Source organism: Candidatus Zixiibacteriota bacterium (assembly GCA_036397555.1).
Lineage (GTDB): Bacteria > Zixibacteria > MSB-5A5 > WJJR01 > WJJR01 > DATKYL01.
In genome coordinates this window covers 790,147-815,656 of sequence record DASWIS010000008.1, presented here as the reverse complement: position 1 = coordinate 815,656, position 25,510 = coordinate 790,147, and the positions used below count along the sequence as shown (strand labels likewise).

Below are 25,510 nucleotides of genomic sequence, written 5' to 3'. Positions count from 1 at the left end.
GGTCACACCGCCTTCTGCTCGGCACTCGGACCACCGGCGCGAACCGTCGACAGCAGCACGCCCCCGGCGACAAAGAAGAAGAGGATCGACAGCGCGGCCAACCGCAGGTTTCCGTCGGTGGCGGCGGCCACTTCTCCGAAAACAAGCGGCCCGAGTACGGCTGACGCCTTGCCGCACAAGCTGTAGAATCCGAAAAACTCTCCCTCACGTCCGCGGGGGATCATCGAGGCCATCAGGGCCCGCGAGGCGGATTGAATGGCTCCGAGTCCGGTGCCTGCGATGGCGGCAACGATGAGAAACATCGTTCTGGATTGGACGAAATAGATCAATCCGACGACAATGCTCCACTGGATGATGGTGGTCATCACAACAAACTTCGGCCCCAAAGTGTCGGTGGGCCTGGCCCAAAGCGCCGCGCCGATGAGCGCGGATACCTGCACGATGATGTACACGAGGATCAAATCGGTCATCGCGAAACCGAGCACTTCTTTGGCAAAGATGGACGAGAAGACGATGACGGTGTTGACGCCGTCGGCATACAGAAAATATGACGCGAGGAATCGCCGCAGCGTGCAGTGGCGCAGCACGTCCCGGGTCGTCGCCCAGGCACCGCTCCATCCGAGCCGTCCGGCATGCCAGACACTGTGCGTGCCCACGTGGTCACGCGGCAGCCACAGGAATGAGGGCACCGCCAAAACACCGAACAACAGGGCGACCAGGGCGAACGATGCGGCGTAGTGCTCGGCATTGACCAGGGGCAGCACAGCCAACAGTCCAATGAACGACCCGGCGTAGCCGACGGCGAACCCGACGCCGGAGAGACGACCGCGGCGTTCCGGGGGCGACAGGTCGGGGAGATAGGCATTATAGAAGACCATCGCCCCTTCGAATCCGAATCCGGCGATCGCGCTGAGGATGAATCCATAAATGATCATCCCCGGCTGCACGGTCGCCAGCAGTCCGGTTGCAATGACCGAGAGGGCCGTATACGTGATCAGCAGCCGCTTGCGCCACCCGGCCCAATCGGAGACGGCGCCGACGAACGGCGATGTGACAGCGACGGCAACCATCGACAGTGACACGGCCCGTCCCCACCACTGCGATCCGGCGCCCGCCGAACCGACGATCACACCGGCGTAGTACGCTGACCACACGGTGGCGGGAATGACGGCTGCGTAGACCGAGTTGGCGAAATCATACAGACACCACGAGACCACGGCGCGGCGCGGAGCCGATGCGGACAATGTGTCGGGCACCATCATCAATCGCGGTGAACGGCGGTGTACAGACTGGAGTCCGGAACCACTTCGTGCGTCACGACGGCGCGGTACCAGATCGCCAGTCGCGTCGTAACGGGACCGACGGCGCCATCGCCGATCGGGACGTCACCGATGCTGCCGATCGGAGTAATCTCCATTCCCGTGCCACAAAAAAACAGCTCGTCGGCGGACGTCAGCGCGTCGGGATCGATGTGTTCTTCAGAGACACGGTAGTCGGGCATTCGGGCCAGGTGATCCAGTAACGTGCGGCGCGTAATTCCAGCCAGAATGTCGGCCTCCGGAGGCGGAGTCACGATCCGCCGCCCGAAGACGGCAAAGAGATTGGCGCCAAATCCCTCTGAGACCTGCCCCGCAGTCGTCAGCAGAATCGGCTGGTCGTAGCCGCGCGCCTGGGCGTCTCCCCTCGCCAGCGAGGAGTTGATGTACAAGCCCGTGATTTTCGCGCCGGCGGGACATGACGCACTCGGAAAGCGCCGCCAACGCGAGAAGTCAGTTCTCAGAGGGGCGCGCGGCGCCGGCGCACGGGCGGACCGGACGGCCATGATGGTCAGCGCGCAGTCGCTGTTCAGACCTGCGCCGATGTGTTCGGTGTTGTTGTAGAGCAGCGGACGAATGTAGGTGTCAGCGCAGGCGTCATTGCGACGGAGGAGTTCGACCGTCAGCCCAATTGACTCATCCACCGTGTGCCGGGGCACCATCTGCAAGAGTGCGGCGTTTCGCAGTAAACGCTCGTAATGGTCGCGGGCCCGGAATATCCAGGCGCGGTCGCCGTCTCCATACGAACGAATTCCCTCGAATACGCCGGTACCATAGTGCAGCGCATGGGTCGTGACCGGAATGCGGGCCGAGGCGATGTCGACGAAGGAACCATCGAAGTAGACGACCGGCAGGTAATCGGATGAAACAGGCGATTCATCGTGGCTCACGGTGCGCAGTCTTCCTTCCCCAGGCCTTGAGTGTTTTCTCCAGCATGCTCACATCGTGTGATCGCAGCAGCCCGTCGATCAGGTCGAGCCGCCTTCGGAATTGTTTGATCATTCGGCGCTGCACTGTCGCGTTGGTCGACAGAAACCCCGCGACCATGCCCGCATCCGATGCCGCCACGCGCGTCAGCGACGGCCACGACCCGGCCTGCGGACCCTCGGAGAGCAGTGCGGCTTCCGGCATCCCGGCGGCGGCATAGGCCAGCACATGCGGCAGGCCGATCGACAAGGCCACGAGGCGATCGTGGGCTGCAGCATCGACTCGCCAGCGGACGCCGTCAAGGAGGGCAATCAGTTCGGAGGCAACTGCAGTGGCGGCGGATCGTGGGGGGCCGCACAACGCAATGGTTCTGCCGACGAACAAGTCCTCGTGGGCGCTTTTCCAACCAGACTTCTCGGTCCCGGCAAACGGGTGCAGCCCGACAAAATCGAATGCAGCCCGGTGTCTCCGGGCTTCGCGAATGACAGGCGCCTTGACGGTGCCGACATCCATGACGATCAGCCGACCGGAGATCCGTTTCGCCGCCGACGCGGCGATCAGAGCCAGCAGAGCGATACTCGTCGGCACCGGCACCGCGACAATAATGACGTCCGATTGGGAAATCAAATCGTCGATGTCCGCGCGCCAACGGCAGAATCGCCGCGCGCGCGCCGCCAGTCGTCGGTCGCGGTCGTGCCCCAGGAGATTCAGTCGATTTCTGAACCCCGAGAGTCGACGGACGATCGAGCCGCCGATCTGACCGAGGCCGATCACGCCGACGGTCCGGCCGCGCAGCAAACGCGCAGACGCGCGCCGTTTCCCGAATGTGCGGCGGCGTGTGGTCGGCATCGGATCACGCTGGATTGTGCAGATCGGGACGCAGGGCTTCAGCGGCGCCGATATAGATGTGCTGGATCTGATCCCGAACTCGGGTCGACCGCACATGGAGAAGCACACGAATCACGCGCGGGAGTCCGCCGGGGACTTCCAGTTCCTGTGCGTCCAACAGCGGCACGGCGGTCCATCCCATGGCGCGCGCCGCCGCCGCCGGATAGTCGGCATTCAGATCGATGGTCATGGTGAAGAACGCCGAAATGATGTCGTCGACCGTCAGGCCGTTGTCGTCCATCATCGCGCGCAACAAGGATTGCGTCGCCGATTTGATGGCGGCAACCGAGTTTTCACTCGCCTGGATTGCGCCGCGTATGCCGTGGATGTGAGACATCATGGTTGTCCGTTGTCAGTCCAGGAATCGCCAGTCGAGTCCGAAGCGCATCGTGCGCCCGGTCATCGGATACTCCACGCGCGTCCGATACCGAAAGTTAAACAGGTTCTGCACCGTATAATAAAACGTAAACGTGTGCAGCGTCGCCGATCCCGCCAGATCGATGCGGAAGACATGCGGCGATTCATACAGTGTCGGATCGATGCGACGGTCCCCATACCACCACACCGCAACGACATTGGCATCGGTCGTGACATCCCACGACAGCGAGTCCCGATGCCAGTTGAGAATCGCGCTCGCCTTGTGCGGGAAATAGCCCGCGAGCCGCTGCCCATTGGTTTGTTCGGCGTATTGCGCGGCGTAGTGAAGCGTCATGCGAAACCCGGCGGCACTCCCCGAGCGCAGGGCGGCGCCGAAACCATGGGTGCGTGCATCGTGACCCAACGGAGCGTAGCGGATCGAGTCGTCCGTCGATGAGATGTCCTGCCAAGCGGTGTAATTCTCGATGTAGGCGCTTCGCCCTTCGAGAACCAGGGCGCGACCGCCGCCTTTGGCGTCTCCCAGCGTCCAATAGGCACTGACCATGTTGTTCCATTGCGGCTCCAGCGACGGATCCCCGGATTCGCCGTAGACGATGATACTGGAAAACCCGCTGACGGCCGTCAGGGAGTCTGTTGCGGGACGGTGGCGGTCATAGAGTGTCGGCATGACACGTGTACGCTCGACCCGGACGGTCGGGATGAACCATAGAGTTTGGGCAGCGGGTCCGATTGATGCCTGAAGCTCGACGCCCAAGGGGTCGGTGTCGTACTCGGTGGCGGATACCGATGCCGCGCCCAACCACTGTTCGGCGATCGTGGCGGTACGCCCGGCGGTGATCCGTCCGCGCCAACGCTCGTGGAGTGTCTCTTCGACGTCGAGACGTTCGTATCCCGTCTCGGCATCGAGCTGCCACCCGACGAGTTCGGTCTGAGCATGCAGCGTCCAGCGCTGGTCTTTGCTTCCATTGCGAAAACCGTGCAGCGCATCACGCAATGACTGTTTTCCCGACTGGATCTGCAGGCCGCCCCTCCACCCGCCTGCCGATCCGAGCGGCTCCGGGCGGTACAGATCGACATCCATCTGCCAGAGCAGATCATCGCGTCGCGGAGCCAGTTGCGAGAGCGGGCTGGGCGATTCCGGCATCACGATGCGTGTCTTGTCGCGGAATTGTGTGAACTGGTAGCGCCACATGACCGCCGATGACAACGGCGCGACCAACTGTGCGCGCAGATGGCGCGTGTCGCGATTGTCCGAGAGGTAGCGTCCCTCGCTGTCGAAGAAGGTGAAATCGAGGTCGATTCCCAGGCGGCCGCCCAGGACACGGCGAAAGCGTCCTTCCGAATACGTGTCGGCGAAGTCGCCCTGGCGATAGAAATACGACGAACGCGCCGGATGCTCCCACAGGGTGTCGCGTTCGAGGATAACGGCGTCGCTCACATTGTACTGATGGAAAATGAACGACGGCACGATGACAGGATCGAATTGGGCGCGCTGCGGGATCGACAATCGCTGCCAATGCAGGGGCGCACCATCGACCGACCAGCCCCCTTCACGCGGCGCGATCCCCCAGTGAGTATAGAAGCGGCTTTGTCCGACACCGGGCGCATCGTCGACATCGTATCCCGGAAGAAGCTGTATCCAGTCGGCCAGATCACCGCCCCCCGTTGCCGCTGGTGACGGCAGCAGCCACGGCGGCCCCGACAAGCGCGCTCGCAAGCGGCGGCGACTCGGCGTCTCTGCCTCGGATATCGGCTGAAATGAGAAACGTGAGACTGCGATCACCGGCGCGTGCGCCGTGTCCTTCTGCGCCGTCGAATCGGCGGCGAAGGCATTCAGCAGCGATGGGGACTGCGCGGAAACGCGGGAGGCAAGAAGCGCCACGATGGCCGCAATTGCCGCACAAACGGCACGGCATCCGCGGACCGTCACGGCGACGGAACGGAATGCGCCACGACGCTCGTCGGCCGCAGGAGCCATCGCTGGAGAATGGGGAAGAACAACCCAAACAGCAACGCATTTGATCCGGCATGAACCGCAGCGAACGGAATGGCGGCGATCATGACCGGGACAAACGGCCCGATCGCGATCGCAAACGCGAAATTGGTCAGCCCATCGAAAACCAGCGTGGCGAGCACGCCGACCCACGCGGCGCGGACTGTCCATGCGCCGCGATGCCACGCACCACGCCACAGCGGACGCGACCAACCACCGAGCACGCCGACGATCCCCATTCCCATGACCTGCGCCAGCCACACCGGAGCGATGGCGGGACCCATGGGATGAAAGGCCGCAAACACGCTCTCACCGACGAGCGCGACAAACAGACCCCACAGCGGCCCCTCAGCGCACCCGACCGCGAAGAAGGCGAGCGTGAGGGGCTCGACATTGGGAACGGCAATGAGCGGGTACCCCAGGACCAAAGCGGCGGCCAGAATCCCGCCGCTGCGGGCGAGACGCTGCAGGTGCGGCATCAGTCGGACTCGTTGCGAACCGCGAGCTTGACCACTTCGCGTTTGTCGCCGATGCGCACCAGGGCGAGATAGACACCGGAGGCGACCAACTCGTTGTCCCGGTTGGTGGCATCCCACTCGAGCGAAACGCGGCCCGTGTTCGCCGGAACATGCATGCCATCTTTTTCGCCGCCCCGGACCAGGCGTCCATCGATCGTGAAAATATCCATGGAGACTTCGACCGCTGAGGCGCGGTCGACGTAAATGCGAATTTTTTCCGCTGAGCCGGTTGCAATGGGGAACGGATTGGGGATGACTTTCCACACAGCGGACCGTGGCGAGATGGTCTCGAAGGTGTCGGCCACGGCGACAATGTAGTCGAGGCGCCGGGTCAGTGCGTCCTCCTGCGGGTCGGCCTTAAACGGCGAGACGACCATGAGGATCTCATCGTAGGTATCCCAGTGTGGAATCTCGATCGGTGCGGAGATGTCCTGCGTGTACGTGATCATCGGCTTGGAGATCCCGTTGATTCCGGCGGTCACGACCATCCATTCATCGAAAGCGCTGCGCGGCGTCACGAGGGTGCGGAACGTGATCGACGTGTCGGTGGGCGGGGGTCTGAAGATGAAGTATTGGCCCGCCAGTTCATCGACGGAACGCGGAGCACCGATCAGTGATGACGTGTCGGCCATGGGATAGGTGTCGTATTGCGCCAGCAGGTTCTGAGGAACTTCCGGGTAGCTTTGACCTTCCTGGTAGGCCCATGCGCGATTGCGGCCGCCGGTGAAGTAGTTCCAGATCAGGAATTCGGCCCATTCGACCTCGAAGGTTGTTCCGCGCGTTCCCATGACGGTTCGAATCGCATCGAACGTGTTGAATTCGGAGACATCCCCGCACTCTTCCCACATTTCACGGAGCATCACCTGATCGTACCGTTGCGCCAGCATGATGAAGAAGACTGCGCTCGCATAGGGATGGAAGCCCTCCGCGGTGGGGCTGTTGGCAAAGACGCGCAGAGACATCCACGGGTTGTCGTAGAACGATGTGAGATATGCGTAGTAGTCGTTGACATCGTCAAAGACGAAATCCTCCATCGCGACGGCCGACGCTTCCAAAAACCAGGGGTAGGAACTGGCCCCGCGCACTTCGGCCTCGCCCACGTCGTAGGTCCACTGCGAGGAATGGTGGAACTCGTGCGCCAGGGTCACGGCCATGGCGTCGTAGGGGTTGTTGCGATACGGCGGGATGTCGCGGAATTGGCTGTGGATCCGCATGTGGGACGTCGCCCAAAACGACTCCTCGTCGCCCATCTTGACGATGTTATCGGGCACGGTCAGGCCGTAGAGCCCGAGGTTGTAATCGATGAAATAGATATCGAATCGCGGATCCTCCCCCGGCGCTCCGACCGAATCGGATACCGGGTACCGGAAACCGAGTTGGTCGATCTCCACATCGACGACATCCGTCAGCAGATCGGCGCAATTGAGCACGTAAATGGGGACATTGCCCGCGCCGACTCCGTCGGTCATATCGACAGAGTCCGCTCCGGTTCGCGAATAGTGCAGCCGGAACAGGCCATCGGGAGTGTCATAGATTTCGTCGAGTTCCGGACGCTCCAGTTGAATGGCCGCGCCGAGGATGCGCCGGGTGTCCTCGTTCAGGTCCGGCCAGGCCTGCCAGACTTCCAGTATCAGCGGCGTGCCGCACTTGACTGTCGTGGCGGAATTGTCGCTGTCGGGCTGAGTCGTCGCCGGTGATGGAAAGAGTTGCCGGACCCGCTCGATCAGCGACTGTTGGTAGGCGGCGTCGACAGCGGCCGTGGCGTCTGCGGCCCAGGAAGCCACGAGGCACAACATGATTGCGCGTTTCAGGAACATATGCGGGAGAGTCCTCTCATGCCGGATGGGGAATCTCGGATCGGCCAGTTCTTAAACTCGCCAATGTGTGATTGGGTTCCGGGTCGATTTGTCGATCATCAGTTGGCCGGTGTGTGCATTGAGTGATCGGCGTCCAGCGGCGCGATTTCCTCGGACAACAGTCGGCGGACTCTCTCCTCGAGGACGCGGTCCAGCACATCCCCTTCCAACTGCAAGTTTGCGGCGGCGCAATCGAAGAGTGCCCGGGCGGGAGCCAGCCCCACGATCTCCGAACTGGTGATTTGGACGCCCCATCGCGCGGCCTCGTTTTTAATCATGGCGAAAACCCGGTAAATCGGGGTCTCCCAGACATCGGTCAGATTCATCGTGACCTGCGTACCGTGACGCGACGGCGCCGGACGTCCCAGCGCCTTGACATGCCGCAGTCCGCCGCTGGAAAAACGGATGGCGCGGGCGATAGCATCGGCGACCTCGACCCTGCCGGTATTCAGATAAACATTGAATGCTACCAGCGGTGGCCGGACGCCGACCGCGGTCGCGCCCGATTTGCGATTCAACTCGGCGGGCCCGAAGTCGGGGCGGCGATCAGGGTCGGTGCGGATCGCCTCCAACAAACCTTCGTACTCGCCTGAACGCACATCGGAGAGTTCTCGACGGGACTCGGAGGTCGCCGCACGGCCATACAGATAGACCGGAGTGCCAAGCTCGTCGCCGATGCGCTGCCCGACGCGGCGCGCGAGCGAAACGCAATCGGACGTCGTTGCATCGCGGATCGGAACAAACGGTACGACATCGGCCGCGCCCATGCGCGGATGCAGGCCCCGGTGGACCCGCATGTCGATCAATTCCCCGGCGCGTTCTGCTGCGCGAAAGGCGGCCTCTGCGACCGCATCGGCTTCGCCGGCGAAGGTGATCACGCAACGATTGTGATCGGCATCCATGTGCCGGTCCAGCAGGGCGACTCCGGCGACGCCACTGATCGCTCCGGCAATGGCATCGACGATCTCCGGACGACGCCCCTCGGAGAAGTTGGGAACGCACTCGACGATGGCACTCATGGCAAAGTGAACGCCGGCTCAGGCGCAGCCCGATATTATAGCAGATTCGTGGAAACCGAACAATGAACGCGCTACAGTTTGAGACGCGACTTCAACGACCACGCCAGAAACGGCAGCATCAGTTCATGGTGACCCGTGAAGCTGTAACCATGACCGGAGCCGCTGGTGGGACGGCTGACCAGATTGGTCAATGGGCGATAGTGCTGAATCATATCGAAATTCGCGGTGACGATGCCCTCGACGCGGCGCTGGTTGCGGGCCACCGACAGCGCCTTCAGGAACACCTCCGGCAGGATGACCGCCGACCCGAACTGTAATACCACCCCGCCCCGGTGGAGTTTGCGGCATTCTGTCGCCAGCAGGCGAAAGTCGATATGACCGGCTTCTCCGACCGCGGCGCCATCGAACTCAGGATGTTGGGCAACGATCTCCGCTCCGATGGCGGGGAAGACCAGGGCCGGTATGTCCCACTCAGCCGCCGCCGCAAGCAAGGAGAAGCGTCTCCAGCGGGGCTTTTCCGCCCGTATAAACCGCCCCAACCCCTCCCCCAATCCGAGTTGGTTTTGCTTCGCCCGATCGACGCCGCCTGCAAACCAACGCGCCGTGTCGCGGGCCATGCCGAATTGCCCGGTCTTCAGTCCGGCGGCGACATCCTCCGACGTCTGCCCAATGAATGCGATTTCCAGGTCGTGGATGGCGCCGGCGCCGTTAAGCGCAATCAGATCGACCAACCCATAGCGCATCAGATCGAGAATGACCGGGGACAATCCGCACTTAATCACATGCGCGCCCAACAACCAAAACACCGGTTTCCCGCGGCGTTTTGCCTCGGCAATGTGATCGAGCAGTTGAGTCCAATCCGCCGACTTGAGAATCCGGGGCAGTTTGTCGAGAAAGCGGGCGATGGTGTCACGACGCGCGGGCGCCGTTGCGAACTGATCCTTGCGTACCAATGAGCGTCGGCGCGACACGTCGTAACGTTTCAGCCGCGACAGATCGGCCGGTACCGAACGGCTCGGTGGTTTGCGTTTGGAGCGCATGGTTGATTGCCGGGGCGTCATGTCAGTAGGGCCGGATTTGCCCGAGACGATAATCTTCCAGCTCCGCAACGATCGACCCGACCACGACCTTGCTTTTCATCAGTACCGGCAGATGCAGGCGGTCGTCGGTGAGCCACACGCGGACCCGTCCCTCGCTCTTAAAGAGTCCGGCCGCCTGCAGCAAGGGTTCGACCACGATGGTGCTGAATACGCCGGCGCGAACCTTGATGCGCTCGCGCTTGACGATCTTGACGGTCAACCGATAGAGCTTCTTGCCCCCGTAGATGTCCACTTCAATGTCCTTGCCGGGCGCCAGATCGAGGGTCCGCACAAAGTACAGCAACGAAAGATCGTCCTGGACATAGGGCGGGACCGCGAGTGTGTCCTTGTCCGTATGGGCAATGCCGAGTTCGGGAATGAATGTCACGTGCGTCCGGTGTTGGTATTTCCCCTCGTGAACGCGCTTGTCATACCGCAACGGAAAGAGTTCCCGCGCATCGATCAGCGTCGTGATCGTGTCGGCGACACGGTAAAATGTCGAAAAGAACGGCGTCGATTCAACCAGCGAATTGATCGGAAAACACGTTCGCCCCGCCGTGTCGATCGCCTCGCCGACCACCATGGTGCCACGTCCCGCGACGATCGACTCCCAGCCGATCGTGTAGCTGAGGGTCTCCGCGCTGCCGAAGGCCCAGTTGGTGTGCTGACGCGCCGCCCACGGTCCGGATCCCGTCAGAGTGCTGTCGCCCGTCACCGTCGAATCGAAGAGCGGTGTAATGAAGTCGACGGTATCCGGCGGCGTGATGGTCGGATCGCCGACTTTGGGAGCGTCGGGCGCCTGTGCCTGCGTCAGGTTGCCGACGACCAGCAGCGCCAACGACGCAAGAGCAATGACACCCGGCAAACCCTGTCGGAGTGCGCGTGCGGTGCGCCGTGGCAGACTGGGCATCATGGATATCGATGTGGGCTATCGAACGTTAAGATTGGCGCGTTCCAGAATCGCCGGCAGGGCGTGCCGGAGAGTCTCGTCGATGAGCAAAAACACCTCTTCGTACTCCGCGATCGCATGTCCGATCGGGTCGGGCACTGCGCGGCCCGCACGACCCTGTGAACCATCGGGGAACGAGCGGAGCAGATTGACCGCGTCGGGTGATTTGCCCAGCGCGCTCGCTGCATCGAAATGCTCCGGCGCCATCGCCAGTATCAAATCCGCCTCCCCGACGGCGCGCCGGGTCAGCCCTTGTGAACGGTGAGCGCTGATGTCGATCCCGTAACGGCGGCAGATTGCGATGGCGTGTTCGCTGGCGGGCGCGCCACGCAGATCGAGCGTGCCCGCCGATGCGACCGTGATCGCACCGGCATCAATCCCCTGCTCGGCGAGAATTTTCCGCAGAATCCCCTCCGCCATCGGACTGCGGCAGGTGTTTCCGGTGCAGACAAAGAGCACGCGAAAGGGCTCGCCTCCTGCCCCCTGTCGTTGTGTCTTGCGTTCCGATTCCATGACGTCACCTGATTCTACAACACACGCCGCAGTTGCGATTCGGCAATCGCCCCGTGCCGCAGCACCCGCAGATGCCCGTCACGGCAATCGACGACGGTTGAGGGAGTACCACGCCGGTAATATCGCGGGCGCACCCACACGACACTACCCGAAGCGGCGAGTCTCTGCAACCATTGATTCTGCGCGGCGGCCGGCGGCTGCCGACCGGCAGGATTCGCACTCGTTGCAATCAACGGCCGGCCGAGCGTGCGCAGACACGAGCGGACAACCGGCTCCGGACTGACGCGAATCCCGACCGACCCCTCTCCCCCCAATGCCAACAGCCGCCGGTTTCCGGTCTTGAGCACCAGCGTGAGCGGCCCCGGCCAGAATGCCTCGGCCAGGAGACGCTCGCGGTCGTTTGTCAGGATATCGAGGGGCTTCAGCGCGTCCCAGCCGGACACGAAGATCGACAGCGGGTTGCCGGCGTCGCGTCCCTTGAGCCGGAGCACTGATTGCACCGCGGCAATGTTAAAGGCATCGACAGCCAACGCATATTGCGTTTCGGTCGGGAGAACAACAACCGCCGCCCTTTTAAGATGGCCAACGATGCGTGGAACGAAACGAGACGGGTCTCTGCGGTCGATCGGGATAATGGCGGGCGCCTTCATTCACCCGTCGCGCGCGGGTTGCGCGCGCGATCGACGCGCACGACCCAGGCGGTCTCATATCCCATGGCACGCAGACGGACCGCGATGTGTTCGGCCTGGTCGTAATCGCGGAAGTCGCCCGTGCGCAGCTTGTAGTACGGCGTTTCATAGATCAGCGTGATCGAATCGGGCAGGTTCGCCTCGGCGCGCGACTTGACATCCCGCGCCTTGGCGATGTCCGGCGACGCGTAGAACTGGACCTGGAGACTGAGTGAGGACGCAGTGGACGCAGTGGATGGAGCCGGCTGTTGGTATTCGTGCGCTGTGACCGCACCCGTGTCGGGCATGTGAGCGGTGACATTCTCCGTGATGACGGCATCATCGCCGGGGAAGCCGAGAGGGTCGGGACCCTTGCGATCGGCCGTAACCGGCGAGGAACTGACCACAAGCAGAACAGCCAAAATCCCCGGCGCGGTCACGGGTCTCATCAGAGGTACTCCTCCCACGAGGGGTCGGACTTGATTTCCTCCATCAGTTGCTTCATCTCATCGATCCGGGACTTGTGCGCCACCATCACGGACCGTCCGGTGCGGACAACCACCAAATCGGAGACACCGAAGGCGCAAACCAAGTCATCGGAATCGTTGTAGATTGTCGTGTCGAATGTCTCCAGGGAGACCGCGTTGCCCCGCACGACGTTGCTGTGCGAGTCCTTGTGCGACAGCCGCTGCAGGGCCAGCCAACTGCCGACATCATCCCATGCCAGATCGGCCTGGATGACCACGACATTGTCGGCCCGTTCGAGCACGGCAATGTCAATCGAGATGCACTCGGCCGTGTCGTAGAGCTCCTGCAGTGCGCCGTTGTTCGGGCCGGTGCCGGATTTCCTGATGTAGTCCATCAGCGGCGTATTGACGCCGGGAGCATGTTTCGACAGGGCGTCCAGCAGCGCGCGCGCCGTCCAGACAAACATACCGGAATTCCACAGATGCCGACGGTCGTAATAGTAATCCTGCGCGGTGGGACGGTCGGGCTTTTCGGCGAAGCGCTCGACCTGATACGACGTGATCCCATCGGTTTTGGCGAAGATCGGCCCCAATTCGATGTAGCCGTAGGCTGTCTCCGGGCGCGTGGGCGTGATCCCAACGGTGATCAGATGATCGTCGGATTCCGCCAGGCGGACGCCTTCCCTGAGAACACGGCGCAATGTCTCCACCGGGGAGATTGCGTGGTCGGCCGAGAGGACGACGAGCGTGGCATCGGGATCGCGGCGTCGCAGCTCGGCGGCAGCCCAGGCAATCGCCAGACAGGTGTTGTTGCCGCGCGGCTCCTCGAGAATATTCTGTTTGGGAATCTGCGTGAGCCGTTCGCACACGGCAGCCCCGATCTCCTGTCCGGTAACCACCCAGGTGCGATCGGCGGGAATGTCGGGACTGATGCGATCGATGGTCATCTCGATCATCGAACGGTCGCCCAATAAGGGCAATAGCTGCTTGGGGCGCGAGCGGCGCGACAGCGGCCAGAATCGCTCTCCAGCGCCACCGGCAAGGATTACGGCGTGAACCATAGGATTGATCTCCTTGAAGACCTGGCGATCAAAAGTTCGACGGCTGCCCTTTCAGATCATCGTATGCTCTGCGCAAGACCTTCAGGTCCTCCCAGGCATCGCGTTTGAAGTTGGGATTACGCAGGAGCGCCGCCGGATGAAATGTCACCAACATGCGCGCGGAACCGAACTCATAAAACCGGCCGCGCAGCTTGGACAATGGCGCCTTCGTCTCCATGAGAATCTGCGCCGCCACGCGCCCCAGCGAACAGATCAGGCGCGGCGCCAGCAGCCGAATCTGCTCCGCCAGGTGCGGCAGACAGGCGGCGGATTCTTCGGGGAGGGGGTCGCGATTGTCCGGCGGGCGGCATTTCAGGATGTTGGCAATGTAAACTTCTTCGCGTTGGAGGTGGATTGCCGCCAGCATTTTGTCGAGTAGCTGGCCCGCGCGCCCCACAAACGGCTCTCCCTGCAAATCTTCATCCCGTCCCGGGGCTTCGCCGATGAACAGGATTTCGGCGTTGGGATTGCCGACGCCGAAGACGAACTTGTTTCGCGAGTGTCCCAGCGGGCACTTCGTGCACGTGTGAATCTGTTCGTAGAGTTCCACAAGCGACCGCGCGCGCCGCTGCGCGCGGGGGTCGTCGAATAGCTGCAACGAGGGTTCGGTGTCCAGCAGTTGCCGCAGTGCCCGGCCCATCGTTGCCAGTGACTCATCCATGGGGACTTTCGTCTACGTTCGGGTGCGTGCCCCGGTGCGTTTGTGTTCGATCATTTCCGCGATTCGGTCGAGAACAACATCGGCGAGCGCGCGCTTCGACAGCAGTCCCGGCCGGGTGATCGTGCCGGTTGCGTCAATGAGGACCGCTTCATTCGTGTCGCCGCCGAACTCCGAGCCGGGCCGTGTCGGGTTATTGGCGATCAGCAAATCCAGACCCTTCTGCCTCAGCTTGTCAATCGATTCCAGACGTCGCGGGTCTGTTTCCAGTCCGAAACCGACGAGTATTTGGTCATGTCGTTTCGATGCGCCCAGCGATGCCATGATGTCGCGTGTCGGGACCAGACGCAACGACGGTGTGCCGTCCTCCTTGCGCAGTTTCGAATCGGCCACCTCATCGACGCGCCAGTCGGAGACCGCCGCCACACCGATGATGATCGTGGCGCGCGGGGCGCGCTCGACCACCGCGTCGTACATTTCCTCGGACGTGTTGACCCTCAACAACTCGACACCTGACGGATGGGGCAGCGCTGTGGGACCGCTGATCAGATCGACGGTCGCGCCGCGCATCCGGGCCGCCTCGGCGATCGCGTATCCCATCTTGCCCGATGACCGGTTGGTCAGGACGCGCACCGGATCGATCGGTTCCTGCGTCGGTCCGGCGGTGGCGATGACATGGTGCCCGACCAGGTCGCGCTTGTCGCGCGCGGCGAGGACGGCGGCGGCGGCGGCCACGATCTCTTCGGGCTCGGCCATGCGTCCCACACCCACGGTGCCGCAGGCCATCTCACCGACTCCGGGCTCGACGAACAAAACGGCGCGGCGCCGCAAAGTTTCCAGATTGTCCTGCACGGCCGGATGCAGATACATGTCGGTATTCATTGCCGGCGCGAGGAGCACGGGCGCGCGCGTGGCGATCAGCAGCGTCGTGAGCATGTCATTGGCCAAACCGGCGGCGTAACGCCCGATCAGATTCGCTGTGGCGGGCGCGACAATGACCAACTCGGCCCAGGCGCTGATGTCGATGTGGCGTGTGCCGACGAATTGTCCCGTCGGAAACATCTCGGTGATGACCTCGCGCCCGGAGAGACTCTCCATCGTCAGCGGGGTGATGAACTTCGATCCCGCCTCGGTCATGACCACCTGCACCTGGGCGCCGGCTTCGATCAGCCGTCGGCAGAGGTACGCGGACTTGTAGGCGGCGATGCCGCCGCCGATGCCCAGCAGGATCTGCTTGCCCCCCAGCGACTCCCAGGGCGGTGCATCATTGATATGGTCTGTCATCACGTTCGCAACACTGATTAATGCCGGAAGTTCCGCAGCCCGCTGAACACCATGGCGATATTCGCGTTGTCACAGGCGGCAATGACTTCGGCGTCGCGCCGGGAGCCGCCCGGCTGGATGATGGCCGCAATCCCCGCGGCCGCCGCCGCTTCGACGCCATCGGCCATGGGAAAGAATGCATCGGATGCCAGCACAGCACCCTGGGTGCGATTGTTCGCCTTGGCCACCGCCTGGTGCACGGCATCGACCCGTGATGTCTGCCCCGCGCCGATGCCGACCGCCACACAACCCGATGCGATCGCGATGGCATTCGAGCGCGCGTGCTTGACGACCTTGCGGGCAAACAGCAGCGACGTGATTTGCTCCGCGGTCGGCGAACGGCGCGTGACAACGCGCAGATCCGCCGGGGTCAGGTTCGTTCTGTCGTCCTCCTGCACCAGGAGTCCGCCGATGATCTCACGCACGCGCATTGCGGAGGATTCGATGTCGATGGTCGGTACGTCGACGAAACGGCGCGCCTTTTTCCGGATCAGCAGTTCGAGCGCATCCTCATCATAGCCCGGGGCTAGGACACACTCGATAAACTCCGTCGCGTGGAGCAATTCGGCGCACGCATAATCGACACGGCGGTTTAAGGCGATGATCGAGCCGTACGCCGACAACGGGTCGGTCTCATGGGCGGATCGGTAGGCCGCCGCGATCGAATTGCCTTCGGCCGCACCACAGGGAGTCGCGTGTTTGAAGACGGCGGCAAACGGCTCCGAAAAGTCGGCGGCCATGCGCCAGGCGGCGTCGAGATCGTTGTAGTTGTTGTAGGAAATCTCCCTGCCGCCGATGACGCGCGCCCGCGCCAGGGACGATTGCGTTGAATCGGCCGCGGCATAGACCGCGGCGCGCTGATGCGGGTTTTCGCCGTATCGGAGCCCGGCTACGTAATCGTAGCGCTGCAGCCAGATCGACGGGAAACCCGGCGATGCGTCCTGACCGACATTTCGGGCAAAGTAATCCGCAATGCGCGTGTCGTAGGCGGCCGTGATGGAGAACGCCTTCGACGCCAGACGTGCCCGAGAATCCTCGCTGACACAACCGTCGGTTGCCTGCAACTCCCGCGACAACGATTCGTAGTCCGCCGGGTCGCAGACGACCGCGACCCACGCATGATTTTTGGCGGCGGCACGGATCATGGTCGGCCCGCCGACATCGATCAGCTCAATGGCATCATCCCGTGTGGCGGAGGGATCGTCGGCCGCCGTTTCGAATGGATATAAATTCACGACAACCAGGTCGATGGGATCGATCTGCGCTTCTGAAAGATCGTGAGTGTCCGAAGTGTTGTCGCGACGCGCCAGAATCCCGCCGAGCAGCTTCGGGTGCAGCGTCTTGAGGCGTCCGCCCAGCATGGCGCCGTAACCGGTGACCTCTTCGACCGCGCGCGCCGGTACTCCGCCATCGCGCAACATCGATAATGTCCCGCCGGTGGATACGATCTCGACTCCCAACTGCCGGAGCGTTTGCGCCAGGGGCAGCAGTCCGGATTTGTCGTAGGCCGACAGCAGCGCGCGGCGAACGCGTATCGCACCGTTGGGCAGATGTTCAGCGCTTCCGCGATCCATCCGCTTGCTCTGAGTCAGTGTCTCTGTCATCGTCGGACAATCGCATTTTAAGCAGTCGTCTGCTCACCCATGATACGTTGCTGGACATCACGGTACTTGGCGGCCGTTTGTCGAACCACTTCGATCGGCAATTGGGGTCCCGGCGGGGTCTTGTCCCAGCCGATGGAGACGAGGTAGTCGCGCACGTACTGCTTGTCGAAGCTGTCCTGAATCTCACCGGGACGATACGATTTCGAATCCCAGAAGCGCGACGAATCCGGGGAACAGACCTCGTCGATGAGCGTCACGGTGTCCCCGTCGAGGCCGAACTCAAACTTGGTGTCGGCGATGATGACTCCGCGCTTGGCCGCGAGGTCGGCACACGATTGGTACAGTTCGACGGACAGTCGGCGCAGCGTCTGCGCCAGATCGTCGCCGATGTGATTGGACATGTGCTCAAAGGAGACATTTTCGTCGTGTCCGGAGTCGTTCTTTGTGGCCGGGGTGAAGATCGGGTTCGGGAGTTTCTGAGATTCGACCAGGTCGCGCGGAAACTGCAATCCATGGAGACTGACCACATCGCCGGAGGACTCGAAGCGCGCCTGCTTGTATTCTTTCATCAGCGATCCCGTGATGTACCCGCGGACGACGCACTCGAAGTCGATGCGGCTGCAGCGCCTGACCAGCATCGAGCGGCCCTCGAGACGGTCGCGGAATTCCGGAAGCGGCGCCGGATAGCGCCCGACATCGGTGGTGAGCAAGTGGTTGGGCACGATGTGCCGCGTACTCTCAAACCAGAATCGCGACATCTGCGTGAGCACAATTCCGCGTCCGGGTATCGGCGTGGGCAGCACGACATCGAACGCCGAGAGGCGGTCGCTGGCGACGATCAGGAGGTTGCTTCCCAGATCATAGATGTCGCGCACCTTGCCGCGCGCGTACAGCGGCACACCGGGAATCGTTGTTTGTCCCACGGCGCGTTCGATCGCATCAATCGCCACATTCATGGTGCCATCCTCGATCGCTCAAGATAATCGGTTCATTCCGTTTTGGCCCGGGTCCGACCCTGTGCCCAGTGCGCAATCGCCTCCGGCAGCAATTGATGCTCAATCTCCAGAACGCGTTCGCGCAGGCGTTCGGGCGTGTCACCCGGCATCACCGGGACTCGTCGCTGCATCACGATCGGACCGCGGTCATATACGTCATCGACGACGTGCACGGTGGCGCCGGTCTCTTTTTCTCCGGCGGCCAGCACCGCCTGGTGCACGCGGATGCCATAATACCCCTTTCCACCGAACCGGGGCAACAGCGCCGGGTGGATATTCAGGATGCATCCGGAAAATGCGGCCACCGCCGCCGGGGGCACCAGTTTCATATACCCCGCCAGAACCACCAAATCGGTCCGTGCGGCGCGCAGGTGTTCAATCAGTCCCGCCGCAAAGCGCTCGCTGGATCCGACGGCTTTCTCCGACCAGTGCAGCGCCTTGATACCCGCTGCCTCCGCTCGCCGCAGCGCCACGGAATCGCGGTTGTTGGAAATCACCAACACGACCTCGGCATGGAGTGTGCCATCGGCGCAGCGATCGATGACCGCCTGCAGATTGCTGCCGCTGCCGGAGGCCATGACGGCGATTCGCAGTTTTGGGGCATGATCCATCGCCGTTGACTCAGATACGGTCGAGCTGCGCCCGCAGGAGTTCATTGACCATTGCGGGATTGGCACGCCCTCCGGTTTGTTGCATCACCTGGCCGACGAAGAATCCCAGCACGCGTTTGTTGCCCGCGCGATAATCCGACACTTGTTCGGAGTGCGACTGAATCAGCGATTCAATGATGACGCCCAGCTCGTCGTGGTCCGATATTTGTGACAGTCCTTTCGATTCTACGATCTGCCCCGCAGGCATTCCGGACGAGAGCATTTCGGCGAAGACGTCTTTGGCGATCTTGCCGGAGATTTTGTCGGTTTCGACAAGCGTTAGCAGTTCGGACAGCGCATCGGGACCGATCGGAAAACCCTCAATCCCCGTGCCGGACTCTTTGAGGACACGCATCACCTCGGTCATGATCCAGTTCGATGCCGCCTTGGCATCGGAGAGTCTCCCGGCCACGCGCTCGTAGTACTCGGCCAGGGCGCGGTCGTCGGTGAGGACTTGAGCATCATAGGCCGGCAAGCCATACTGTGAGACGAATCGCGCGGCCCGTGCATCGGGCAGCTCGGGGAGGGAATCGCGTACTGACGCAACAATCTCCGAACCGATACGGACCGGGAGCAGGTCCGGGTCGGGGAAATAGCGATAGTCCGACGATTCTTCCTTTGAGCGCATCGGCGCGGCGGTTTGCGCGTGATCGTCCCACAGCAACGTCTCACGCTCAATGGCGCCGCCCGAGCGGACGACCTCGCTCTGTCGGGCAATCTCAAACTCCAGCGCCCGTTCGACGGAACGAAAGGAATTCATATTCTTGATTTCGGTGCGTGTGCCGAGCGTGTCGGCGCCGCGCGGCCGGATCGAGACGTTCGCATCGCAGCGGAACGCCCCCTCTTCCATGTTGCCGGTGCAAATCTGCAGATAGCGCACCAGTTGCCGCAGTTTGTGCAGATACAACGACGCATGACGCGGCGAGCGAATATCGGGCTCGCTGACGATCTCCAACAGCGGCACGCCGCAGCGATTCAGATCGAGACGTGTGTACGGATCGGGGGCCGTATCGTCGGGGTGGAGCGACTTGCCCGCGTCCTCCTCCAGATGAATACGGATCAGCCGTGCCGATGTCACGCGTCCCTCATCAGTGAAGTCAATAGCGCCTCCAGAACCCAGTGGCGCCTCATATTGGGAGATTTGGTACCCTTTGGGCAGGTCGGGATAGAAGTAATTCTTCCGTGCCATGATGCTGGTGTCTTCCACACGCCCATTCACCGCCAGAATCAGACGGATGGCACAGGTGACCGCCTGACGATTGAGCACCGGCAGCGCACCGGGCAATCCCAGACAGACCGGGCAGGTATGCGCATTCGGGTCGGCACCGTAAGCGGAGGGACACGCGCAGAACGCCTTAGACTCGGTTAAGAGTTGCGCATGCACTTCCAGTCCGATGACCGGTTCGAATGCCATGGTCAGTTCCGGCCGCCGGTTGTGTCCATGATGAAACCGCCCAATGACAGCAGTCGCGATTCGTGAAAAGCGGGACCGATCAGTTGCGCACCGATGGGCAGGCCCTCATCCGAACGACCACAGGGGACACTGAGCGCCGGCAGACCCGCCAGGTTGACCGACGTGGTGTAGATATCGGTCAGATACATGGCCAGCGGATCATCGGAGCGTTCGCCCAGCTTGAAGGCGCAGGTCGGCGCGGTCGGCGTGAGCAGACAGTCGACACGCTGAAATGCCGTGTCGAAGTCGGCGGCAATCAGCGCCCGGACACGTTGGGCGCGCCCATAATAGGCATCGTAATACCCCGCGGAGAGGACATACGTTCCCAGGAGGATGCGACGCTTGACCTCGACGCCGAATCCCTCGGCACGCGTTTTTTCGTACATCGCGATGACATCATCGGACTGCGCACGATGCCCGTATCGGACGCCATCATAACGCGCCAGGTTCGATGACGCCTCTGCCGTCGCGATCACATAGTAGGCGGCGACGGAATGCTTCGAATTCGGCAATGAGACATCGACGACCTGATGTCCGAACTGTACGAGTCGATCGGCAACGCTCCGTACGGCGGACGCGATCTGTGGGTCGAGGCCATCTCCAAAATACTCTGTCGGCATCCCGATTCTGAGACGGTCCGGTGTGGTTGGGTCAGAGGGAAGGATGACCGAGGTCGCATCGCGTTCGTCGCGTCCGCGGATCACGTCGAAGACGATGCGCACATCGTCGACGGAACGGCCGAAGACACCGATTTGATCCAGTGACGATCCGAAGGCCACGACGCCCCAGCGCGACACGGCTCCATAGCTGGGTTTGAGCCCGACCACGCCGCAAAACGCCGCCGGGAGCCGTACCGAGCCGCCGGTATCGGTCCCGAGCGCAACCGCGCATTGTCCATCGGCCACCGCCACGGCCGAGCCGCCCGATGACCCGCCCGCAGTGCGAGACGGATCGACCGGGTTGTGCGACGGGCCGAAGGTCGAGTTCTCAGTCGATGATCCCATCCCGAATTCATCAAGGTTCGTTTTGCCGACGATGACGGCCCCGGCTTTTCGCAGTCGTTCGACGGCGGCGGCGTCATACGGGGCGATCCAGTCGCGCAGCATATTCGACGCGCAGGTGCAGCGGACATCGTTGACGCAAATGTTGTCTTTGATGGCGACCGGTACGCCGGCAAGTGGACCGAGTGGGGCGCGACTTCCAACCTGTGTGTCAATCGCAGATGCGGCCCGCCGGGCCTCAGACTGAGTAGTCGTGACAAAGGCGTTCAGCGAGCGCCGTTGCTCGATTCGCAAAAAAACCGAATCGCACACGGAACGCGCAGTAGTCGCCCCCGACCCCACCTGTTCGGTGATTTTGGCCACCGACCAGCGGGCAGGGGAGTCAGTCATGTGGTGCGATGCTCAACCGTGAGAAGTGTGCACACCACCCGCCCTCGGCCGAAGGTACCGAGTGTCGCGGAGGGAGGCGCGGGGGATGGGCCAGGCGAGGACGCCTGGCCTGCACATTTTTTCGACTGTAATGCTACCATTGAGATGAGCAGGCCATGTCTACAGCACCGGAAGATACGTCGCCAGCTCGTGGTCGGTCACGTGAATCCGGTAACGGTCCCACTCCAGCCGTTTGTTGGCCATCAGGGTGTTGAAGATGTGCTCGCCCAGTGTCTCGCGGATGAGCGTCGATTTCGAGGTCACCTCGCGCGCTTCCTCCAGCGATCCGGGCAGCCCGACGATCTTGCGGCGTTCGCGTTCTTCCTCGGACATGTGGAAGATGTTCTGCTCGATCGGCTCGGCCAACGGTGTCTTCTTGTCGATGCCGTCGAGACCCGCTGCCAGCATGCAGGCGAACGCGAGATAGGGATTGCACGCCGGATCGGCCGAACGCAGTTCGACGCGCGTGGCCTTCTCCTTGCCGACACGATACATCGGCACGCGGACCAGCGAGGAACGGTTGCGCCGTCCCCAGGAGATATAGACCGGCGCTTCGTATCCGGAGACCAGCCGCTTGTATGAATTGACCCACTGATTGGTCACCATGGTAAACTCGCGAACATGCGCCAAAAGCCCGGCGATGTAGTGCCGCGCGACGGCCGAGAGATGGTACGGGTCCTTGGGATCGAAGAACAGATTGCGGCCGTCTTCGAACAGCGACTGGTGCACGTGCATGCCCGATCCGTTCTGACCGAAGATCGGCTTGGGCATAAACGACGCGTAGGCGCCCGCCTTCAGCGCGAGTTCCTTGATGACGAAGCGATAGAGCATGGCGAAATCCGCCATGGTCAATGCGTCCTGGTAGCGCAAATCGATCTCGTGCTGCGATGGCGCGACCTCGTGGTGCGAGCACTCGACGGGAATACCGATCTGCTCCAGCGAGACGACGGCCTTCTTGCGCAGGACAGTCCCTTCGTCGACTGTCGAATAGTCGAAATAGCCGTCGTGATCGAGCAACTCGGTGCCGTTGGCGTTGCGGAAGTAGAAGTATTCGATTTCCGGCCCGGTGTAGAATGTCCAGCCGCGCTTGGAGATTTTCTCGAGTGTCCGGCGCAGGATGTAACGCGGATCACCATCGAACGGCGTTCCATCAGGATTGAAGATGTCGCAGAACATCAGCGCGACCTTTTCGCCGGAGATGTCCCATGGGATCACGCGAAAGGACCGGAGGTCGGGCATCGCCATGAGGTCGGATTCCTCGATGCGCACATACCCCTCGACCGAGGAGCCGTCGAAGCCCTGCCCCTCCTCGAGCACCTGCTCGATTTCGCTGCGGGTGATCGACATCCCCTTCATGTGGCCGAGAATGTCGGTGAAGAGAAGTCGGATGTAGCGGACGTTGTTGGCGTCCAGGGCGGCAAGTACAGATTCCTTGGTTTTGGTCATTTGGTCGACCCCCTCGATTGATCCGCCTGCGGCGGATTGATCTTCTGTTTTGCCCCCCTGAAAAACTGAGCAATCAATGGGTTGGCGCGTGGGAGTCAACGGCAATTGGAAGAAAGTTTCGGGAGGGGCGAAAGTGGTTGTGATGTATGTTGATAGAGAGCGTGTGCAGACTTGGGTTTTTCGTGGCGGCTGCAGTCAGGAATAACGCGGCGGGTTACACGTTGCGGGACAGTATGTTATGAAGCTGAAGGTTGCTGGGTAGGGCAGGGGCCGATGTGCCTTGTGGTGTCGCATGTCCGCCACAGATGTGGCGAGCACACAGGGATCGGATGCGTCATGGGCACCCGGCACATGGGGATCGAATTCCGTCACAGGCACCCGGCCTTCGACGAACGATCAGGGTCACCCAGCGACAGCCACACGGTAGCTTGAATCGGCCTAGTCAGGGAACTCGAGAGGGCCCGCATGAACCTTGAGTATCGTCCCTCCGGCACGCGCAAACTCACTCAAATTCACCGGGATTATACCTCTCGTGACGGTATTTGAACATGTGTCAGCAAGTGCGCAGAAAGCATCATCAGAATAGCTCCTAATCACTATCATCACCTGGCAACTGTCTTCGCCCGGGGCACAGGCGCGAACGAGAGCCGGAAACGTCTTCTGTCTCTTCGCTTGCATCGTGCCCACCATCGGCGCTGCGACATACCCCAAGAGGAGGAACAAGATCAAAGGCGCCCCCATCTCTCCCAATTTGCCAGTGATCCAGTCAATTGGCGTTACCAACTCTCTATCTGCTTCACGTGTTTCGTTTTCGGCTTCCAAGTATGAGACTTTTCGCTTCCACGCAATAACCGCCGGCAGGCCAAACCAAATTGCCCAGATGCTGAGAGTGAAAAACGCCAGTGTCCACCACGCCCGGCGAAGAGTCGGATACAGAATGAGAGTCAGAATCGCAAAACATGTCACAAGAAGCGGGTAGACCATCATCTGCAGATATGGACTTCGAGAGATTCGTGCAAACAAGTTTCTACTAAGCACAATAGCCGGGAACAGGTAAATCATGAACAGGGAGATAGCGATCAGGGCCAGATTTGCAAGACGTTCGATTGAAACTACAATGAACTCAGCGGGCAGACCCCAGTAATTACAATATGCTTCTTCGTAACTGTACGCTGCTAGATAGATAATAGCCGACACAGATGCGACGAATGTCGCTTCGCTGATGAACGACCAGCTCTTCACTTTATAGCCCTATCGGCCGGGTAGCCCTGGCCATCCGCCGAGGGCGACGAGCATCTGGTCAGGGCGAGTCGTCTTCGCGTCGTAGGGGCGCAATTCATTGCGCCCGTCCCCCCGTTGGCGAGCACGATGAATCGCGCCCCTACCCTCCAATTGAACATCCGTCCAGTCTCCCCCCTACCCCTGCTGCTGGCGGTGCGTGGCCATGTCGATGAACGGCTTGATCAGATCGATCGGCAGCGGGAAAATGATCGTCGAGTTCTTTTCGGCGGCGATTTCAGTCAGCGTCTGCAGGTAGCGCAGTTGCAGGGTCGCCGGGTTGCGTCCGATGATCTCGGCGGCCTGCGCGAGTTTTTCGGAGGCCTGCAGTTCGCCCTCGGCGTGGATGATCTTGGCGCGGCGTTCGCGTTCGGCCTCGGCCTGACGCGCGATGGCGCGCTGCATCTCAACCGGCAGATCGACGTTTTTGACCTCGACGACGCTGACCTTGATCCCCCACGGCTCGGTCTGGTCGTCGATGATTTTCTGCAATTGCTGGTTGATGTGCTCGCGGTTGGAGAGCAGGTCATCGAGCTCGAACTGGCCGAGGATCGAACGCAGCGTGGTCTGCGCGATCTGCGAAGTGGCGACCATATAGTTTTCGACATTGACGATCGCCTTGTTGGCATCCATCACGCGGAAATAGACGACGGCGTTGACCTTGATGGTGACGTTGTCGCGCGTGATGACATCCTGCGGCGGCACATCGAAGGTGATCGTGCGCAGATCGACGCGCAGCATCTTGTCGACGATGGGAATGAGCAGGATCAGCCCCGGCCCCTTGGTGTCGATCAGGCGTCCGAGACGGAAGATGACACCGCGTTCGTACTCTTTGAGGATGCGTACGGCGTTCCCCAGGATGATGAGCGCAATGATGGCGACGGTTATCGGTCCGATGGGCAGCATGTGTTCCTTCCTCTCGTTGAAGTCAGTTTAGCAGATGAAATCGGCTGCGACTCACCTTCCGTGCGGTCGGCCGCAATCATTCTATCTTCATCGCTT

The 25,510-nt window shown here is 61.8% G+C and carries 24 protein-coding genes; all 24 read right to left on the bottom strand.

The window, feature by feature from the left end; translation table 11 throughout:
* Positions 1-2: 2 nt before the first annotated feature.
* The gene (locus VGB22_05170; protein ID HEX9750662.1) at positions 3-1,262 is read right to left on the bottom strand and encodes an MFS transporter; all 1,260 of its coding nucleotides are present in this window, start codon (positions 1,260-1,262) and stop codon (positions 3-5) included.
* Complete coding sequence (locus VGB22_05165) at positions 1,262-2,206, bottom strand: aminotransferase class IV (GenBank protein ID HEX9750661.1); 945 nt, start codon at positions 2,204-2,206, stop codon at positions 1,262-1,264. The genes VGB22_05170 and VGB22_05165 overlap by 1 nt, the downstream gene beginning before the upstream one ends.
* Positions 2,193-3,092, bottom strand: a complete 900-nt coding sequence (locus VGB22_05160) for a prephenate dehydrogenase/arogenate dehydrogenase family protein (GenBank protein ID HEX9750660.1) — start codon at positions 3,090-3,092, stop codon at positions 2,193-2,195. Before VGB22_05160 ends, VGB22_05165 begins: the two co-directional genes overlap by 14 nt.
* A 4-nt stretch (positions 3,093-3,096) precedes the next feature.
* Positions 3,097-3,471 carry a chorismate mutase gene (gene aroH / locus VGB22_05155; protein HEX9750659.1) on the bottom strand — a complete coding sequence of 125 codons (375 nt, stop codon included), beginning with the start codon at positions 3,469-3,471 and terminating at the stop codon, positions 3,097-3,099.
* Positions 3,472-3,483: 12 nt separating this feature from the next.
* A complete protein-coding gene (locus VGB22_05150; protein ID HEX9750658.1) occupies positions 3,484-5,487 on the bottom strand; it encodes a hypothetical protein in 2,004 nt (667 codons plus the stop codon).
* Positions 5,436-5,981, bottom strand: a complete 546-nt coding sequence (locus VGB22_05145; GenBank protein ID HEX9750657.1) for a hypothetical protein — start codon at positions 5,979-5,981, stop codon at positions 5,436-5,438. Before VGB22_05145 ends, VGB22_05150 begins: the two co-directional genes overlap by 52 nt.
* On the bottom strand, positions 5,981-7,837 hold the full coding sequence (locus VGB22_05140; GenBank protein HEX9750656.1) for an MXAN_6640 family putative metalloprotease: 1,857 nt from the start codon (positions 7,835-7,837) through the stop codon (positions 5,981-5,983). The genes VGB22_05145 and VGB22_05140 overlap by 1 nt, the downstream gene beginning before the upstream one ends.
* Before the next feature lie 98 nt (positions 7,838-7,935).
* Positions 7,936-8,895 (bottom strand): glutamate formimidoyltransferase, encoded by a 960-nt coding sequence (gene ftcD / locus VGB22_05135; GenBank protein ID HEX9750655.1) that lies wholly within the window; start codon positions 8,893-8,895, stop codon positions 7,936-7,938.
* Between the two features lie 71 nt (positions 8,896-8,966).
* Entirely contained in the window at positions 8,967-9,935 is a 969-nt protein-coding gene (locus VGB22_05130; protein ID HEX9750654.1) for a hypothetical protein, read from the bottom strand.
* A 22-nt stretch (positions 9,936-9,957) separates the two neighbouring features.
* Positions 9,958-10,887 (bottom strand): DUF3108 domain-containing protein, encoded by a 930-nt coding sequence (locus tag VGB22_05125; protein HEX9750653.1) that lies wholly within the window; start codon positions 10,885-10,887, stop codon positions 9,958-9,960.
* Between the two features lie 15 nt (positions 10,888-10,902).
* Positions 10,903-11,436 (bottom strand): low molecular weight protein arginine phosphatase, encoded by a 534-nt coding sequence (locus tag VGB22_05120; protein ID HEX9750652.1) that lies wholly within the window; start codon positions 11,434-11,436, stop codon positions 10,903-10,905.
* A gap of 14 nt (positions 11,437-11,450) precedes the next feature.
* Positions 11,451-12,086, bottom strand: coding sequence for an L-threonylcarbamoyladenylate synthase (locus VGB22_05115; protein HEX9750651.1), 636 nt, complete (start codon positions 12,084-12,086; stop codon positions 11,451-11,453).
* Positions 12,083-12,553: an SPOR domain-containing protein gene (locus tag VGB22_05110; protein HEX9750650.1), complete on the bottom strand. Its 471-nt coding sequence runs from the start codon at positions 12,551-12,553 to the stop codon at positions 12,083-12,085. Before VGB22_05110 ends, VGB22_05115 begins: the two co-directional genes overlap by 4 nt.
* Positions 12,553-13,632, bottom strand: a complete 1,080-nt coding sequence (locus VGB22_05105) for a mannose-1-phosphate guanylyltransferase (protein ID HEX9750649.1) — start codon at positions 13,630-13,632, stop codon at positions 12,553-12,555. The genes VGB22_05110 and VGB22_05105 overlap by 1 nt, the downstream gene beginning before the upstream one ends.
* 28 nt (positions 13,633-13,660) lie before the next feature.
* Positions 13,661-14,332, bottom strand: coding sequence for a uracil-DNA glycosylase (locus VGB22_05100; GenBank protein ID HEX9750648.1), 672 nt, complete (start codon positions 14,330-14,332; stop codon positions 13,661-13,663).
* Between the two features lie 12 nt (positions 14,333-14,344).
* Entirely contained in the window at positions 14,345-15,613 is a 1,269-nt protein-coding gene (gene coaBC, locus VGB22_05095; protein HEX9750647.1) for a bifunctional phosphopantothenoylcysteine decarboxylase/phosphopantothenate--cysteine ligase CoaBC, read from the bottom strand.
* A gap of 17 nt (positions 15,614-15,630) precedes the next feature.
* On the bottom strand, positions 15,631-17,256 hold the full coding sequence (gene purH / locus VGB22_05090) for a bifunctional phosphoribosylaminoimidazolecarboxamide formyltransferase/IMP cyclohydrolase (GenBank protein ID HEX9750646.1): 1,626 nt from the start codon (positions 17,254-17,256) through the stop codon (positions 15,631-15,633).
* A 17-nt stretch (positions 17,257-17,273) separates the two neighbouring features.
* The gene (locus VGB22_05085; GenBank protein ID HEX9750645.1) at positions 17,274-18,212 is read right to left on the bottom strand and encodes a phosphoribosylaminoimidazolesuccinocarboxamide synthase; all 939 of its coding nucleotides are present in this window, start codon (positions 18,210-18,212) and stop codon (positions 17,274-17,276) included.
* Positions 18,213-18,244: 32 nt separating this feature from the next.
* On the bottom strand, positions 18,245-18,862 hold the full coding sequence (gene purN, locus VGB22_05080) for a phosphoribosylglycinamide formyltransferase (protein HEX9750644.1): 618 nt from the start codon (positions 18,860-18,862) through the stop codon (positions 18,245-18,247).
* A 10-nt stretch (positions 18,863-18,872) separates the two neighbouring features.
* On the bottom strand, positions 18,873-20,315 hold the full coding sequence (gatB, locus tag VGB22_05075) for an Asp-tRNA(Asn)/Glu-tRNA(Gln) amidotransferase subunit GatB (protein ID HEX9750643.1): 1,443 nt from the start codon (positions 20,313-20,315) through the stop codon (positions 18,873-18,875).
* Between the two features lie 2 nt (positions 20,316-20,317).
* Positions 20,318-21,745: an Asp-tRNA(Asn)/Glu-tRNA(Gln) amidotransferase subunit GatA gene (gene gatA / locus VGB22_05070; GenBank protein HEX9750642.1), complete on the bottom strand. Its 1,428-nt coding sequence runs from the start codon at positions 21,743-21,745 to the stop codon at positions 20,318-20,320.
* Between the two features lie 159 nt (positions 21,746-21,904).
* Positions 21,905-23,230: a glutamine synthetase family protein gene (locus VGB22_05065; GenBank protein ID HEX9750641.1), complete on the bottom strand. Its 1,326-nt coding sequence runs from the start codon at positions 23,228-23,230 to the stop codon at positions 21,905-21,907.
* A 438-nt stretch (positions 23,231-23,668) separates the two neighbouring features.
* Positions 23,669-24,472: a hypothetical protein gene (locus tag VGB22_05060; GenBank protein ID HEX9750640.1), complete on the bottom strand. Its 804-nt coding sequence runs from the start codon at positions 24,470-24,472 to the stop codon at positions 23,669-23,671.
* Positions 24,473-24,646: 174 nt separating this feature from the next.
* The gene (locus VGB22_05055; GenBank protein HEX9750639.1) at positions 24,647-25,414 is read right to left on the bottom strand and encodes a slipin family protein; all 768 of its coding nucleotides are present in this window, start codon (positions 25,412-25,414) and stop codon (positions 24,647-24,649) included.
* Between the last annotated feature and the right edge of the window lie 96 nt (positions 25,415-25,510).

Coding starts and splice junctions, on each gene's coding strand:
- VGB22_05110 (HEX9750650.1), bottom strand. CDS start 12,553: ATGAGACCCGTGACCGCGCCGGGGATTTTGGCTGTTCTGCTTGTGGTC.
- VGB22_05170 (HEX9750662.1), bottom strand. CDS start 1,262: ATGATGGTGCCCGACACATTGTCCGCATCGGCTCCGCGCCGCGCCGTG.
- VGB22_05120 (HEX9750652.1), bottom strand. CDS start 11,436: ATGGAATCGGAACGCAAGACACAACGACAGGGGGCAGGAGGCGAGCCC.
- VGB22_05105 (HEX9750649.1), bottom strand. CDS start 13,632: ATGGTTCACGCCGTAATCCTTGCCGGTGGCGCTGGAGAGCGATTCTGG.
- VGB22_05085 (HEX9750645.1), bottom strand. CDS start 18,212: ATGAATGTGGCGATTGATGCGATCGAACGCGCCGTGGGACAAACAACG.
- coaBC (HEX9750647.1), bottom strand. CDS start 15,613: ATGACAGACCATATCAATGATGCACCGCCCTGGGAGTCGCTGGGGGGC.
- VGB22_05055 (HEX9750639.1), bottom strand. CDS start 25,414: ATGCTGCCCATCGGACCGATAACCGTCGCCATCATTGCGCTCATCATC.
- gatA (HEX9750642.1), bottom strand. CDS start 21,745: ATGACTGACTCCCCTGCCCGCTGGTCGGTGGCCAAAATCACCGAACAG.
- VGB22_05150 (HEX9750658.1), bottom strand. CDS start 5,487: ATGGCTCCTGCGGCCGACGAGCGTCGTGGCGCATTCCGTTCCGTCGCC.
- VGB22_05145 (HEX9750657.1), bottom strand. CDS start 5,981: ATGCCGCACCTGCAGCGTCTCGCCCGCAGCGGCGGGATTCTGGCCGCC.
- gatB (HEX9750643.1), bottom strand. CDS start 20,315: ATGGCATTCGAACCGGTCATCGGACTGGAAGTGCATGCGCAACTCTTA.
- purN (HEX9750644.1), bottom strand. CDS start 18,862: ATGGATCATGCCCCAAAACTGCGAATCGCCGTCATGGCCTCCGGCAGC.
- VGB22_05140 (HEX9750656.1), bottom strand. CDS start 7,837: ATGTTCCTGAAACGCGCAATCATGTTGTGCCTCGTGGCTTCCTGGGCC.
- VGB22_05125 (HEX9750653.1), bottom strand. CDS start 10,887: ATGATGCCCAGTCTGCCACGGCGCACCGCACGCGCACTCCGACAGGGT.
- VGB22_05160 (HEX9750660.1), bottom strand. CDS start 3,092: ATGCCGACCACACGCCGCCGCACATTCGGGAAACGGCGCGCGTCTGCG.
- VGB22_05115 (HEX9750651.1), bottom strand. CDS start 12,086: ATGAAGGCGCCCGCCATTATCCCGATCGACCGCAGAGACCCGTCTCGT.
- VGB22_05100 (HEX9750648.1), bottom strand. CDS start 14,332: ATGGATGAGTCACTGGCAACGATGGGCCGGGCACTGCGGCAACTGCTG.
- purH (HEX9750646.1), bottom strand. CDS start 17,256: ATGACAGAGACACTGACTCAGAGCAAGCGGATGGATCGCGGAAGCGCT.
- aroH (HEX9750659.1), bottom strand. CDS start 3,471: ATGATGTCTCACATCCACGGCATACGCGGCGCAATCCAGGCGAGTGAA.
- VGB22_05130 (HEX9750654.1), bottom strand. CDS start 9,935: ATGCGCTCCAAACGCAAACCACCGAGCCGTTCGGTACCGGCCGATCTG.
- VGB22_05065 (HEX9750641.1), bottom strand. CDS start 23,230: ATGACCAAAACCAAGGAATCTGTACTTGCCGCCCTGGACGCCAACAAC.
- ftcD (HEX9750655.1), bottom strand. CDS start 8,895: ATGAGTGCCATCGTCGAGTGCGTTCCCAACTTCTCCGAGGGGCGTCGT.